Consider the following 13,158-nt stretch of genomic DNA (forward strand, 5'->3'; position numbering starts at 1 on the left):
GGGGACGGGCCGGTTCAACCGCTGTGACCTCCTGCCGTGGACGCCGTGGACGCCGTGGACGCCGTGGACCCGGACGGCGCGGGTGACTCGGACGGTACGAGTGACTCGGACGGTACGGATGCCGCGGGCGACGCGCCCGGCGCCGACGACCCGGACAGCGGGCCGTCGGGCACGGGTGACCCTGCCCGAACCGGCGGCCCGCCCGACACGGGTGCGATCGGGCCCGACGAGAAGCCGCCGCCGCGGCGGCGGGCCCGGGCGCTGCCCACCGCGTAGCCGCCCGCCGCCGCCGCGACTCCGGCGACGATCGCGCCGGCCCGGCCCGCGCCACCCGGCCGGCCGAGCACGGCGTCCCGCAATCCGCGCACCACTCCCGCGGGCAGCACCCGTGTGGTGTAGCGGCGTTCGGACTCGAGCCCCTTGTCCGCGCCCACACTCCTCGCCACCAGTGCCTTGGAGAGCCCCTCGGCGTAGGAGCGCGTACGGAAGTAGGCGAACCGTTCGCGGACGGCCGGGACCTTGTGGTGGATGACCGCGCGGTCGTCGATGAGGAGGACCGCGTCCGGCAGCGCCGACGCGAGCCGGATGCACAACTCGGTCTCCTCACAGCCCAGCGGCCGTTTGTCGCCGTCGCGACCGATGCCCGTGGCGAAGCCGCCGGAGGCGTCGAACGCGCTGCGCCGGAACGAGGCGTTGCCGCCCAGCACGTTGCGGACCCGCACCTTGCCCGGCGGCAGTCCGCGGTAGGTGCAGCCCACGACCCAGTCGAACTCCTCCGGGAACCACCGCGGCCTGCGTCCCGATGCCCAGGCGGCCGTCGTCCGGCCGCCGACCGCCATCACCCGCGGATCGTCGTACCCCTCGGCGAAGTACCGCAGCCAGTCGCGCTCGGCCACGGCGTCGTCGTCGAGGAAGGCGACGAACTCACCGCGGGCCACGGCGATGCCGGTGTTGCGGCCCGCGGAGAGGCCGCGGGGGCCCGCGTTGGCGAGCACCCGCACCTCCTCACCTTCCGCGGCGGACCCGCCGTGCGCGCCGGACTCCTGGTACTCCTCGCAGAGCCGGTCGAGCAGGGCGGGATTGTGGTCCACCACGAGCAGCGTTTCGAGAGCCGGCAGTGACTGCTTCCGCACCGAGTCGACGGCCGCGAGGATGTCCTCCCAGCGGTCTTCGGTGTAGACGCAGATCACCACCGAGAACCGACGGTCGCTCAAGACGTCTCTCCCCGGGGGACCGTCACGTCGGGCGCGGCCGCGTGGCGGGTGCGCGGAGCGCGGCGCGCACCCTTCTCCTTGAGGATCACCTTGAGCACACGGAGGCCGTCCCGGACGGCGCGCAGATTGCTGAGGCCGTGAATGCGCAGATACTCGTGGCTGGGAACCTCCTGCACCCGCAGACCGGCCTTGGCGACGCGGATGTTCATCAGGGTCTCGATCTCGAACCCGGTGCAGTCGAGGTCGATGTCGTCGAGGCAGTGCTTCCAGAAGGCGTTGTAGCCGTAGCAGAGGTCGGTGTATCTCGCCCCGAACTTGGCGTTGACGACGGCGCACAGGATCCGGTTGCCGAGCTTGCGGATCGGGGTCATGTCGTCGGTGCCGCCGCCGTTGGCGAAACGTGAACCCTTGGCGAAGTCGGCTCCCGAGACGAGCGCCGAGACATAGGAGACGATCTCGTTTCCGTCGGCCGACCCGTCCGCGTCGACCATGACGATGATGTCGCCGGTGCAGGCGGCGAATCCGCTGATCAGGGCATCCCCTTTGCCCTTGCCGGCCTGTTTCACGACCTTGACGTCCGGCCACAGTTCGCGGGCGACCTCGACGGTGTTGTCACTGGAATTGCCGTCGACCAGCACGACTTCGTGAATCCAGTGCGGAAGTGTCTTGAAGACGTACGGCAGATTCTCCGCCTCGTTCATTGCGGGAATCACGACGCTGACCGGCGGTGTGATGGCGAGATGGGACGAGATCGGCCGGTAGACGGCAGATATGCGGCTCACTTCGTTCACCGACGGATCTTGCCCCGGAGCGGCCGGGTGCAGGACTGAGCTCATGATGCAGTTTTCCCTCTCCACCGGTGGACCGCCCGCCCCACGGGCGATCCGGATGAGTGTCCGGTTTGAAAGGGGGGTTTACTTCTCACCCGCCAATGCCGAATAACCCTCCGTACCTTTGGGTGAGTTGCAGAACATGGCCGCGCGGCATACGACTCGGTTGCGAGCACGAAAACCGAGCACGGCACCCCCCTACCGCGCCTCCCGCTCAGAAGCCATCGCGACGCTTGAGCCCTCCCCTAGTGCCGCTTGCATGATGGACCGTTGCGGGTGGATGTACGACGGTATTGATGATTAGGACTGTATGGCAAGACCTGGACCCCGGTCTCGCTTTTCTACTTTTTGACACCGAATCGGATGGAGAGTGCAGCACTTTCTGATCGAATTTTCTTGATCGCTTTCAGGAATTGATCACTCGGTGTTCCTGACCCCGGATTCCGCATTCGGCGCGCTGGCGCCCACAGAAAGAGCAGAGCGGTGATCACCACGACGGCGACGACCCCTCCGCCGACGTCGAGGATGCGCGGGGACGAGACCGGCAGGGCGGCGAGCAGGCCGATGCCGACGGCTCCGGCGGCGGCGACGGCCGCACGGGTGGCGGGCTCGAACCCGGACAGTGCGGCGAACAGTCCGCAGGCGGGCCCCGCGAAGAGGAAGAAGAGCACGAACGGCGCGCGCAGCGGCGAGCGGACGTCCGCGAGCGCCAGCGCGACGCCGACGCCCGACACGGCGAAGGCCGCGCCGGCGAGGACCGGCAGGAGATCGGAACCGCCCGGCGGTGGCTTGTTCTTGATGGTCTGCATGGCCGACTGAACCCCCCCAGGCGTCGGATGCGAGGCCCTCATGCTGACCAGCCCGCCCGGTGGCGTCAAGACGACCATAGGAATTTTTGGCATGGACACTTCCGGTGAAGTATGGGCCCTGCTACGAAAGTTGAGGCAGAGATCCTGCTAAAGGGAGGTTCCATGAAACTGTCCCGAATCGCGGCATTCTCATCCTCACTCCTCCTCGGCGCCGTTCTCGCTCTCACCGGAGCGGGACAGGCGCAGGCCGACGACAGAGCCCTCGCCCTTGACTACGTGGCGCTGGGCGACTCCTACTCATCCGGACTCGGAGCCGGCAGCTACGACGGCGCCAGCGGCAACTGCAAGCGCAGCACCCGCGCCTACCCCAAGCTCTGGGCCGCCGCTCATTCACCCTCGTCGTTCGCGTTCACCGCTTGCTCGGGCGCTCGTACGGGTGATGTTCTCTCCGGTCAGCTCGCCCCCCTCAACTCCGCCACCGACCTCGTCTCCATCACCATCGGCGGCAACGACGCCGGCTTCTCCGATGTGATGACCACGTGCGTCCTCCAGTCGGAGGCCAACTGCATCAACCGCATCAACCAGGCCCGCTCGTACGTCAACACGACCCTGCCCGGACAACTCGACTCCGTGTACACGGCCATCAGCTCCCGCTCCCCCTCGGCCCAGGTCGTCGTCCTCGGCTACCCCCGCTTCTACCAGCTGGGCGGCAACTGCCTCGCCGGACTCAGCGAGAACGAACGGTCTGCGATCAACTCTGCCGCCGACTACCTCAACGCCGCCATCGCGAAGCGCGCGGCCGACCACGGCTACGACTTCGCCGACGTCGTCCCCGCCTTCACCGGACACGAGATCTGCTCCGGCTCGGCGTGGCTGCACAGCGTGAACTGGCTCAACATCGGTGAGTCGTACCACCCCACCGCCGCCGGGCAGTCCGGCGGCTATCTGCCCAGCTTCACCTCTCGCGTGTGAGCCCGGTCCGTCCGACCGCGGCAGCCGCGCTGTCCACCGGGTCCGCCGCGCCCGCGCCGCCTCCGGTGTCGGGCGGGTAGGACTCGCTGTCCGACGAGGAGTCCCCGCCCGACGGGGACTCCTCGTCGCAGGCGATGGAGAAGCCGACCCAACCGGACCGTGCCTCGACCGGTTTCCGGATCTCCACCCGGATCCGGTCGTGGTACGTGTCGCCCTCCGCGCGGTTCCGTTCGATGTGGTTGACCTCCCGCTGCTTTCCGCCCCCCGAGCCGAGCCGCAGGGTCTTCCATCCCGTGTCGGAGCCCTTGCCGCTCTCGGTGGCCCAGCGGTACTCGACGGCGGCGGGCACCCGACCGACCGTGATGGTCGCCCGGAAGGCCGGAGCCCCGGCCTCCGGCGGCGGGCAGGTGCCCGTGTAACGGTCCTGCACGGTCCTGAGGTGGACCGAGACGCTCTGCGGACGGTCGTGTGTCGACGCCCCGTTGCCGCCGGTCGCACCGCCGTCACCGCCGTCGTCCGTCTCCGTGCCGGTGTCGCCGCCGGTGTCGGTCGAACCGCCGGTACCCGGGGTACCCGCACTCGCGGCGCCGGGAGTTGCGGTGCCGCCCCCGTCGTCGCCCGCGTTCGTGCCGTTGCCCGTGCCGTTCCCGGCCAGCGCCCAGGCCAGGCCGCCGGCCGCGAGCAGCAGGACCGCGATGCCCGCGGCCAGAACCACCTTCGCCCGACGGGGATGTCCCTGCCGCGGAGCGGGAGTCGGCGCCGTGGCCGCCGTGCCCGCCGTCGTCGGCGCCGGCCGTCCCGGTCCGGTGGGCGGGGGAGTGCCCGGCGACGTGGACGTCATCGTCGGGGCGTACGGACCGGACACCGGTGGTACGGACGTACGCGCCGTCCCGCCCGCGCCCACCACCCGCAGCATCCGCTCGGCCTCGTCCGCCGGGAGCCGGTCCGCCGGGTCCTTGCGCAGCAGCCCTCCGATCACCGGCGCCAGTTCACCGGCCCGGCGCGGTGGTGGCAACTCCTCGTCCACCACCGCGCGCAGCGTGCTCAGCGGAGTGTTCTGGCGGAACGGCGTGATGCCCTCGACCGACGCGTACAGCAGTACGCCGAGGGACCAGAGGTCGGACTCGGGACCCGGGTTGCGGCCGAGTGCCCGTTCGGGTGCGAGGAACTCGGGCGAGCCGATCAGCTCACCCGTCATCGTGAGGTTGGAGGTGCCCTCCACCGTCGCGATGCCGAAGTCGGTGAGCACCACCCGTCCGTCGTTGGCGACGAGGACGTTTCCCGGTTTCACGTCGCGGTGCAGCACACCCGCCATGTGCGCGGCGCGCAGCGCGGCGAGCACCTCGGCACCGACGTGGGCCGCGCGCCGCGGGGTGAGCGGACCCTCCGCCTCCAGTACGTCGGACAGGGCGAGCCCGCGGACCAGTTCCATCACGATCCACGGGCGCCCGTCCTCGGTGGCCACGTCGTAGACGGTGACCACGTTGCGGTGCGAGATCCGGCCCGCGGCCCACGCCTCCCGCTCCAGGCGCTGGTAGAGCCGGCGTTCGTCCGTGCTGCCCAGACCGCCGGGCGCCCGTACCTCCTTGACCGCGACCTCGCGGGCCAGCACCTCGTCGCGGGCGCGCCACACCACACCCATACCGCCTTCGCCCAGCGGGCTCAGCAGTCGGTAACGCCCGGCGATCAGTTGATTCTCGGGCACGCGAGCCCCCATCCGTCGCAGCACGGCATCTCGGTGGAAACCACTCAAAGCTAGCTCAACTCCAGGCTGCTGCGGCCCCCCTGAACACCAATCCGCATCCCAGGACGAACACCACGAACGCGGTGCCGAGGGGAGCGGCCCGATGGGCGCGGGCGAGGACCCTGCCACCACGGCGTTTGCGTTCCGCGAGGCGCTTCGCCGCCCCCGCGCCGACGCGCACGACCAGGAATCCGGCGGCGGCCAGCGTCAGGGCGAGGCCCGCGCCGTAGGCGAGGACCAGCAGGAAGCCGAACCAGGCATGGCCGAGGGCGGCCGCGCCGACGAGGACGACGACGGCGGAGGGGCTCGGCACCATGCCCCCGGCGAACCCGAGGAGCAGGGTGCCGCGCAGCCCGCGGCGCTTGTCGCCCGGCAGGCTGTGCGCGTGGTCATGGTGGTCGTGGGTGTGTCCGTCCCCGTGCCCGTGTGCGTCCGAGCCGCCGTGGTCGTGCCCGTGCCCGTGCGCATGTCCGTGGCCGTGACCGTGACCGTGATGATGGTGCTGATGTGGTCGGCCGCGCCGACGCCATGCCCGTAGGACGAGCGCGGCCCCGGCCAGTGCGACCAGCGCGCCGCTCGCCACGCCCAGCCAGGCGACGACCGACGGCGCCGCCGCCGAACCGGCCGCCACCAGTGCCCCCAGCGCGAACACCCCGAGGGTGTGGGTGACGGTCACCGAGATGCCGAGGGTGAGCACCTCACGTACCGAGTTGCGCCCCCCGGCCGCCGCCGCGGCGGCCATCAGCGTCTTGCCGTGGCCGGGAGCCAGAGCGTGCATCGCGCCCAGCGCGATCGCCGTCGCCAGAGCGAGGGCGGCGAACGGCAGGGTCAGATCGCGCCGCTCGACCAGCCCGGTCAGGGCCTGCGTCCACCGGTCAGCGCCACGCGGCAGTACGGAGGCGGGGCCAGCGCCCTGCTCGTCACCGCCGTCGACCAGGGCGGGGCCACCGGGCACCACCCTCAGCGCGGCCTTCGTACGGTTCGGGGGAGCGGCCTGCCGGTCCTCCGGGTACTCGGACAGCCGCCGGGACAGCGATTCCCGCGGCACGTCGGACTCCGCCAGCGTCATCCGGTCGCCGCGTGCCGTGACCTCCCGCCAGCCCGGCCGCCCGTCGCCGCCCGGAGCCCGGAAGGAGACGGCCGCCTCGCCGGCCGGCAGCGCGGCCGTCAGCTCGCACTCCAGCCGAAGCGTCGCCAGACCGGCCTGCCCGGGGCGTACTTCGGCACGGCTCGCGCCGGCCCTGAGCGCCACCGCGCGTCCGTTCACCTCCGCGCGCGTCTCGCGCGCCGCGGTCGCGCAGCGCGCGGCCGCCCAGGAGGGAAGCTTCTCGGGGGTCCGCACGGCCGGATCGATCTGGGCGGTCGGGATCTCCGCCAGGTCCTCGACGTGGTCGACCCTCAACTCGCCCCGGGCGACCACCAGTCCGTCGTAGCGATTGACGGTGAAGTTGCCGAGTGGATGGGCGGTCGCCGTGCCCGCGAAGACGAGGAACAGACCGGCGACCAGCGTGCCGACGACGGCGACGCGCTGCTTCAGGGTCAGTCCGCTGCTCACCGTGCTCATGACGTCTCCTTGGCGCTGTTCCGCAGGGTGCGCCGGATCTCGGCCGGAGCGAGCGGCGAGAAACCGGGGTTGAGCGAGAGGGCCCGGGTGAGGGAGCGGCGGGCGGGCGCCTTCGCGCCGGCCGCCTGCTCGACCATCCCCAGGTGGTAGAGGAAAACGGCGTCGCGGTAGCCGGTCGCCGTGGCCTTCCGGGCGTACGGCAGCGCGTCCCCGGCCCGGCCGTTGCGGTACAGCGCCCAGCCGAGCGCATCGGCCGTGTGCACGGTCTGCCGCCGCTTCCATTCGGCCTGTGCGGCCTTGAGCGCGACGGCCTTGTTGCCGTGGTCGGCGGCGGCGAGCGCGGTGTCCAGATCCGGATTCACCCCGCCCGCGCGGGCGAGCGACGCCCACGTGCCGATCAGCGCGTACTGCCGGCGTGCCTCGGCGTCCCTCCCCGCGGCCTCGTACAGCTCACCGAGCGCGACGAGTTGGCCGGGGAGCGGGTAGCGGGCGACGATCGCCTCGTACTCGACGATCGCCTCGGCCGTCTTCCCCTGCGCCGCGTGCGCCCGGGCCCGGCACTCCTGCGCCGCGATGTTCCTCGGCTGGGCGCGCAGCGCGGTTCCGCAGTGCTTCAGCGCGGTGTCGTACTGCCCCTGGGACCAGGTGAGCCGGCCGAGCGCGGTGGCGACGTAGGCGATGTCTCCGGGGGCGGTGGCGGAATTCATGGCCAGGGTCAGGACACGGTTCGCGCCCTCGGTGTCGCCGCGCAGTTCGAGGACGTAGGCGAGGCGCGTGAAGGCGGGTATGCCGGGACGCCTGAGGTCTGCCTCCTCGGCCGCCTTCAACGCCTGGTCGTAGCGGCCGAGTTCGACGAGGGCGTCGATGCGCACCGCCAGGGCCTGTTCGCTGTACGGATTGACCGCCAGCGCCTGGCCGGCGTCCCGCAGCGCTCCGGTGAAGTCGTGCCGGGCGGCCGCGAGTGCGGCCCGCCCGGCGAGCGCCGCGTCGTTGCCCTCGCGGCGCAAGGTCAACGACCGTGCGAAGGCGTCGGCGGCCCGCGGGTAGCCGGCCGGGTCGCCGGACGTCCGGGCCTCCTCGACGCGGGCCGAACCGAGCGTCGCCCAGCCCCGGTCGTCCTTGGGCCGGCTCTTCAGATGCGCTTCGAGGGCTCGTACGTCCGTCCCGATCACCGCGGCGCCGGCGAGGGGTGCCGCCCGCTCCCGCCCGTCGCCGCCCATCACGACGGCGCCCGCGCTGATCGCCAGCGCCAGCCCGACGGCTCCCAGCCCGACGGCCGACCGCCGCCAAAGGCCGCCCCGGGGTGGCCGGGGGGCTTCGCTGGTCTGCTGAGACATCTTCGGTCCTCTCGGGGCCGGGGCCCCGTGAGACGGGGCCCTGAACTGATCGGTGGAGCGGACGGGGGCGGGGCACGGTGTGCCCGGCCCCCGTCTCGACGGGCGGCTCGGCGCGCGGCGCGCCTAGATGTAGCTCGTCGTCCGCCTGCGCCTGCGCCACCAGGTCAGGGCCGTGGCGATCAGCAGCACACCCGCCACGGCGCCGCCCGCGGAGGCGATCAGCAGGGTCCTGCTGTCGTCGGAGGAGGACGACAGGCCCGCTCCGCCGTTCAGCGCGTTGCGCGCGGTGGCACCCTCGGCCGTGGGGCCGCGCGAGCCCGCGGTCGGCAGCGCGACGTAGGGGAAACTCGCCTCGAACTTCTGGTCATTGGCGTCGACCGCGTCGCCCAGGTCGTTCTTCGAGCCCACGAGTTCGCCCTCGACGACCTGGAGCGCGATGTCCAGGACGTCGTCGGTCAGCCTGCGGCCGTTGGGGAAGCCGGCGTTGTCGCCGTCGAGCACGCCGAGCCTCTTCGGCTCGGCCGCGGGCTTGATGGAGGTGTTCAGCCGCAGAGCCTCCGCGGGCTTCACCCCGGGCGGCTGGTTGAGGTCCTTCACACCGGTGAGGAAGACCGAGACGAGGTCGTTGCGCGGCTCGGCCGGAGCCTTGATCTTGTAGATGCCCTCGATCAGCTTGGGCAGCTCCGGGTTGGTCACCGACGGCAGGAAGTCCGCGTCGTTCCACGGCGAGGACGCGTTGAACCTGTCCTTGTCCTTCAGGGGCAGGACCACCTCGTTGACCAGCGGCATGCCGAGGCGCGAGACCTGGGTCCAGTGGCCGCCCGCGCTCTTGCGCTGGGTCGTCGACCAGATGCCGACGACCGGCTGCTCGGCCGACTGCTGTATGTAGTGCGTCGGCACCTGGAGTGCGAGGGTGTTGACGTTGTAGCCCTTGAGCGTGTCGTTGCCGACCTCGGAGAGGTCACCGCCGTACAGCAGGTCGAAGACCCGCAGGTCGAGGAAGAACGGGTCGTCGGCCTGGCCTGCGAAGGTGGTCAGACCACTCGGCAGCTGGTGCACCGCCTGCTTGCGCAGCACGCCGTAGTCCGGCATGGACGCCTTGCCCACATTGGATGGCGCCACCGGGACGTCGTCCGCGATCTTGTGGGTGGAGGCCACCTTCTGGTCCTTCAGACGCAGCAGGTCGATGTCGTACGTCTGCGTGAAGTTGAGGTCCGGATCGTCGAGGCTGGTGACGGGACCGGTGTTGTAGAGGAACGTCTTGTCGTTCTTCAGGTGTTCCTCGAACGTCCAGCGGTAGAGGAGATCGCCCTGCGCGTCACCGTTGCTGTCGATGTGGATGTCGTACTGGGCGTCGGTGGCGAACTTGTAGAAGTTCGGGCCACCCGCCGGGTCCTCGAACGGCAGCCAGTTGGCCACCAGCGTCGTCGTGTCCGGCTTGTCCGGACTGACGAAGGCGTACACGTCGGTGTTGTCGAACTGGGGCTGGCCCGAGATCAGCGGGGCCTCCCGGTGACTGGAGGCGAAGGCCGCCTCCGGCGTCAGTGCGGCCACGCCGCCGGCGGCGAGCGCCCCGGCAGCCAGAGCACCACAGGTGAGCGCGGCGAGACTCCTGCGCCCCCGGAAAGTTCCGGGCCCCCACCCGCTCCTGTTGATTGCGGTCATCGCGTCCGTCCGTTCTGAGCAACGAGGTTCGGTTGCCTTGCGCGTGCCATTCGGGGCCGCGTGACGGATGGATTGGTGGAGATTCGAAACTGTCCAACTCGCCCTGGAAACTCATGGATTCGGTGAGTGGTCGTCAACTCGCGTACAGGTGTGGTGAATCCTGCGCCCGGGATACACGAGTGTGATGCCGGGGCGATAGGGTTAACCTGCCCGGGCCGGGTGCGTCGTACGGGTGGGGAGTGACATGGATCAGATAGCAGTGCGGAGCAGGGCACGAGTGCCTGCCATCACATGTGGGAGCAGCGCGACCAGTTCGCGTCTTGACCGGCATCTTTCGGTGCTGGGCGGCCCTGCCGTCCCGCAGCGCGAGACGGTCGAGGCGACATCGCTGATGCGCGAACTCACCGCGCGTGATGTGACGCACAGCCACAGGAGCAAGAGCGCGCGCGTCTCGCTCTTCGCGCCCCTGCGCAGGCTGCGCCGCTCGCTGTTCGGCAGCCGGAGCTGATCCGGCCGCCTTCGCATCGCGACCGCGCGCTCAGGCGACCACACCGTCCCGGCGCAGCGCTGCTGTCCCCTCTTCCGTCATTCCCAGGGACCTCAGCAGCGCGTCGGTGTGCTCGCCGAGCGCGGGGACCGCACCCATCCGTACCTCCGGTCCGCCCGGCAGGGTGATCGGCGGCAGCAGTGCCTTCAGCGGACCGACCGGTGAACCGACCTCCCGCCACCGGTCACGCGCCGCGAGCTGCGGATGTCCGGCCACATCCGTCACATCGTTGAGCCGCGCGCAGGCGATGCCCGCGGCCTCCAGTCGCTCGACGGCCTCCTGGGTGCTCAGTTTCCCGAGTGCCCGGCCCACCGCGGCGTCCGTCCGCGCACGATTCGCCGTACGGGCCGTGTTGGTGGCGAAGTGCGGATCGGTGCCGAGGCCGGGCATCTCCAGCACCTGTTCGGCCAGCCGCCGCCATTCCCGGTCGTTCTGCACCGACAGCAGGACCTGCCCGCCGTCCGCGGTGGTGTACGCGTCGTACGGTGCGATGACGGCGTGCGCGAGGCCCGTGCGCGCCGGGGGCTGTCCACCGTGCATCCCGTAGTGCAGCGGATGTCCCATCCACTCGGCGAGCGACTCCAGCATCGAGATCTCGACCGGGCCGCCGCGGCCCGAGACACCCCGGCGCAGCAGCGCGGCCAGCACCCCGGAGAAGGCGTACATGGCGGCGGCGATGTCGGCCGCCGGAATGCCGGCCTTCACCGGCCGTTCGGCGGTCCCGGTGACGGAGACCAGCCCGGCCTCGCACTGCACGAGCATGTCGTAGGCACGTTTGTGGGCGTACGGGCCCTCAGCGCCGTAGCCCGAGATGTCCACCGCGACCAGCCGGGGGTGCGCGGCGCACAGGGTGGCCGCGTCCAGACCGAGCCGGGCGGCCGCGCCCTGGGCGAGGTTCTGCACGAACACATCGGCGTCCGCGACGAGCCGCCGCACGATCTCCAGCCCGCGCGGGTCCTTGAGGTCGACGGCGATGGACTCCTTGCCGTAGTTGCACCACACGAAGTGCGAGGCGAGTCCGTGGGCGGCGGTGTCATAGGCGCGGGCGAAGTCGCCGCCGTCCGGACGCTCGATCTTGATGACACGGGCGCCGAGGTCGGCGAGCTGGCGGGTGGCGAACGGGGCCGATACGGCCTGTTCGACGGTGACGACGGTGACCCCGTCGAGCGGCAGTGGCTGAGTGCTCATGACAGCCGTACCTATCGCGTACCCAGGGCATCTGTCATCTCGGCGGGCGGGTGCGCGACTGCCCGGCCGGCGCGGGGTGCGCCGGTCGCCGCGTTCAGAGCAGGGCGAACTGGCCCTCCGGACCTTCCTCGTGGTGGTCGAGTACGGAGGCGGGCCGGCGGGCCGTGTCCGGCGGCGGCAGCACGCCCCCGAAGTCGGTGATCTCGGCGCTGGTCTTCAACTCGGCTCGTCGGCCGGTCAATTCACCGAACAGGGCGAGGACGGTGATCAGCTCCAGCAGCTCCGAGGTCCACTCCTGCGGCCAGGCCCCGGGCCGGATCGCCTCCAGGGTGCCGGGCTCGGCCGGGGCGGTCCGGTGTGCGAACCAGGTCTCCAGCACCCGGGTACCCGCCACCTCGACGTCCCAGGCGGCGGTCGGCACCGGGGAGATGCGTCCCTCGCCGACGCTCAGCACCTCCTCCTGCGCGTCGTACGCGATCGCGTCGGGGCGGGCGGGCACGGCGGCGCGGACATAGGGGCGCCGCCCGCCGGGCAGCCGGGGCTTGGCTCCGCCACGTGCCCCGCGGAGCTGGACGTCGAGCAGGGTCCGCCCCAGCTCCACGCCCGTGAGCCAGACCTCGGGATCGGCGGGCAACGGGACGACACCACCGGCGGGTGACGGCTCGGCGGCCGCGGCGATCCAGGCGAGCACGTCCTCGGCCTCGACCGTCCGCCCGTAGTGGCCTTCCAGCAGGGGCAGCAGACCGGGCGCGAGATTGGGCTCGTTGCCGCCGGGCCGGCGATACAACGGCCGGATGCGGCCGGGCCGTCCGGCGGGGGAGTACCCGTCGGGGAGCAGCGCGGACATCAGGACGGCGGGACCCGTGGCGTCGCCGGTCCAACCCTGTTCGACGGCGAAGATCTGCCGGTCGTCGGCGACCCGCCACAGCTCGGGGCGGGCGACGTCGAGGAGACGCTGGTCGGGGATCAGCCACTGTTCGTCGAAGGCCCCGTGCGCGATCCGCACCGGCTCGGGGCAGCGGCCGTCCTCACGCACGAAGCGGCCCGTCCCACTGGACTGCCCGGGCAACTGGCTCACCGCGGACCGGGGGGTGCGGGCACGGGTGCAGCCGAACAGCGCGTCCTGGGCCGTGCCCTCCGCCCGCGCCACCGCGTCCCAGCGCGCTGCCAGCGATCCGGCGTCCGGCGCGATCACCCAGGAGCGTCCCGGCCGCAGGGGCCGCACGCCCCATGGCATGAGCGCATCGAGCATCGGCATGCGGACATCCTCCCCCTCGCCACGGGCGCG

The 13,158-nt window shown here is 71.5% G+C and carries 11 protein-coding genes; 2 read left to right on the plus strand and 9 right to left on the minus strand.

All coding sequences use genetic code 11. The annotated features are described in order from the left end of the window. Positions 1-14: 14 nt before the first annotated feature. The 3 genes from ABTX78_RS16620 to ABTX78_RS16630 all read right to left on the minus strand — a co-directional run bounded on the left by ABTX78_RS16620 (position 15) and on the right by ABTX78_RS16630 (position 2,922). A complete protein-coding gene (locus tag ABTX78_RS16620) occupies positions 15-1,214 on the minus strand; it encodes a glycosyltransferase family 2 protein (RefSeq protein ID WP_352207511.1) in 1,200 nt (399 codons plus the stop codon). Continuing rightward, the gene (locus tag ABTX78_RS16625) at positions 1,211-2,050 is read right to left on the minus strand and encodes a glycosyltransferase family 2 protein (RefSeq protein WP_352207512.1); all 840 of its coding nucleotides are present in this window, start codon (positions 2,048-2,050) and stop codon (positions 1,211-1,213) included. The genes ABTX78_RS16620 and ABTX78_RS16625 overlap by 4 nt, the downstream gene beginning before the upstream one ends. A 335-nt stretch (positions 2,051-2,385) precedes the next feature. After that, positions 2,386-2,922, minus strand: coding sequence for a hypothetical protein (locus tag ABTX78_RS16630; protein WP_352207513.1), 537 nt, complete (start codon positions 2,920-2,922; stop codon positions 2,386-2,388). A 93-nt stretch (positions 2,923-3,015) separates the two neighbouring features. Between ABTX78_RS16630 and ABTX78_RS16635 the strand changes: the two genes are divergently transcribed. Beyond that, complete coding sequence (locus tag ABTX78_RS16635; protein WP_352207514.1) at positions 3,016-3,825, plus strand: SGNH/GDSL hydrolase family protein; 810 nt, start codon at positions 3,016-3,018, stop codon at positions 3,823-3,825. Here the strand turns inward: ABTX78_RS16635 and ABTX78_RS16640 are convergent. The 4 genes from ABTX78_RS16640 to ABTX78_RS16655 form a co-directional block, all read right to left on the minus strand. Beyond that, positions 3,809-5,542 carry a serine/threonine-protein kinase gene (locus ABTX78_RS16640; protein WP_352207515.1) on the minus strand — a complete coding sequence of 578 codons (1,734 nt, stop codon included), beginning with the start codon at positions 5,540-5,542 and terminating at the stop codon, positions 3,809-3,811. The genes ABTX78_RS16635 and ABTX78_RS16640 overlap by 17 nt on opposite strands. Before the next feature lie 43 nt (positions 5,543-5,585). Beyond that, positions 5,586-7,133 (minus strand): HoxN/HupN/NixA family nickel/cobalt transporter, encoded by a 1,548-nt coding sequence (locus tag ABTX78_RS16645; RefSeq protein ID WP_352207516.1) that lies wholly within the window; start codon positions 7,131-7,133, stop codon positions 5,586-5,588. Next, a complete protein-coding gene (locus ABTX78_RS16650; protein ID WP_352207517.1) occupies positions 7,130-8,470 on the minus strand; it encodes a tetratricopeptide repeat protein in 1,341 nt (446 codons plus the stop codon). The genes ABTX78_RS16645 and ABTX78_RS16650 overlap by 4 nt, the downstream gene beginning before the upstream one ends. 123 nt (positions 8,471-8,593) lie before the next feature. Further along, entirely contained in the window at positions 8,594-10,135 is a 1,542-nt protein-coding gene (locus ABTX78_RS16655) for a DUF4331 domain-containing protein (RefSeq protein WP_352207518.1), read from the minus strand. A 244-nt stretch (positions 10,136-10,379) separates the two neighbouring features. Here ABTX78_RS16655 and ABTX78_RS16660 point away from each other — a divergent pair, with 244 nt between their 5' ends. Continuing rightward, positions 10,380-10,643: a hypothetical protein gene (locus ABTX78_RS16660; RefSeq protein ID WP_352207519.1), complete on the plus strand. Its 264-nt coding sequence runs from the start codon at positions 10,380-10,382 to the stop codon at positions 10,641-10,643. 30 nt (positions 10,644-10,673) lie between these two features. On the opposite strand, the gene ABTX78_RS16665 is transcribed toward ABTX78_RS16660, so the two are convergent. Both ABTX78_RS16665 and ABTX78_RS16670 read right to left on the minus strand, forming a co-directional pair. Further along, positions 10,674-11,870, minus strand: a complete 1,197-nt coding sequence (locus ABTX78_RS16665; protein ID WP_352207520.1) for a CaiB/BaiF CoA transferase family protein — start codon at positions 11,868-11,870, stop codon at positions 10,674-10,676. 94 nt (positions 11,871-11,964) lie between these two features. After that, on the minus strand, positions 11,965-13,128 hold the full coding sequence (locus ABTX78_RS16670) for a type ISP restriction/modification enzyme (protein ID WP_352207521.1): 1,164 nt from the start codon (positions 13,126-13,128) through the stop codon (positions 11,965-11,967). Positions 13,129-13,158 lie beyond the last annotated feature (30 nt).

Origin of the sequence: Streptomyces sp. NPDC096193, assembly GCF_040302905.1 — a bacterium.
Taxonomy (GTDB): domain Bacteria; phylum Actinomycetota; class Actinomycetes; order Streptomycetales; family Streptomycetaceae; genus Streptomyces.

Bases quoted from the DNA above. Each gene is read 5' to 3' on its own strand.
- ABTX78_RS16640 (WP_352207515.1), bottom strand. From the start codon at position 5,542: ATGGGGGCTCGCGTGCCCGAGAATCAACTGATCGCCGGGCGTTACCGA.
- ABTX78_RS16650 (WP_352207517.1), bottom strand. From the start codon at position 8,470: ATGTCTCAGCAGACCAGCGAAGCCCCCCGGCCACCCCGGGGCGGCCTT.
- ABTX78_RS16670 (WP_352207521.1), bottom strand. From the start codon at position 13,128: ATGCCGATGCTCGATGCGCTCATGCCATGGGGCGTGCGGCCCCTGCGG.
- ABTX78_RS16665 (WP_352207520.1), bottom strand. From the start codon at position 11,870: ATGAGCACTCAGCCACTGCCGCTCGACGGGGTCACCGTCGTCACCGTC.
- ABTX78_RS16660 (WP_352207519.1), top strand. From the start codon at position 10,380: ATGGATCAGATAGCAGTGCGGAGCAGGGCACGAGTGCCTGCCATCACA.
- ABTX78_RS16655 (WP_352207518.1), bottom strand. From the start codon at position 10,135: ATGACCGCAATCAACAGGAGCGGGTGGGGGCCCGGAACTTTCCGGGGG.
- ABTX78_RS16645 (WP_352207516.1), bottom strand. From the start codon at position 7,133: ATGAGCACGGTGAGCAGCGGACTGACCCTGAAGCAGCGCGTCGCCGTC.
- ABTX78_RS16625 (WP_352207512.1), bottom strand. From the start codon at position 2,050: ATGAGCTCAGTCCTGCACCCGGCCGCTCCGGGGCAAGATCCGTCGGTG.
- ABTX78_RS16635 (WP_352207514.1), top strand. From the start codon at position 3,016: ATGAAACTGTCCCGAATCGCGGCATTCTCATCCTCACTCCTCCTCGGC.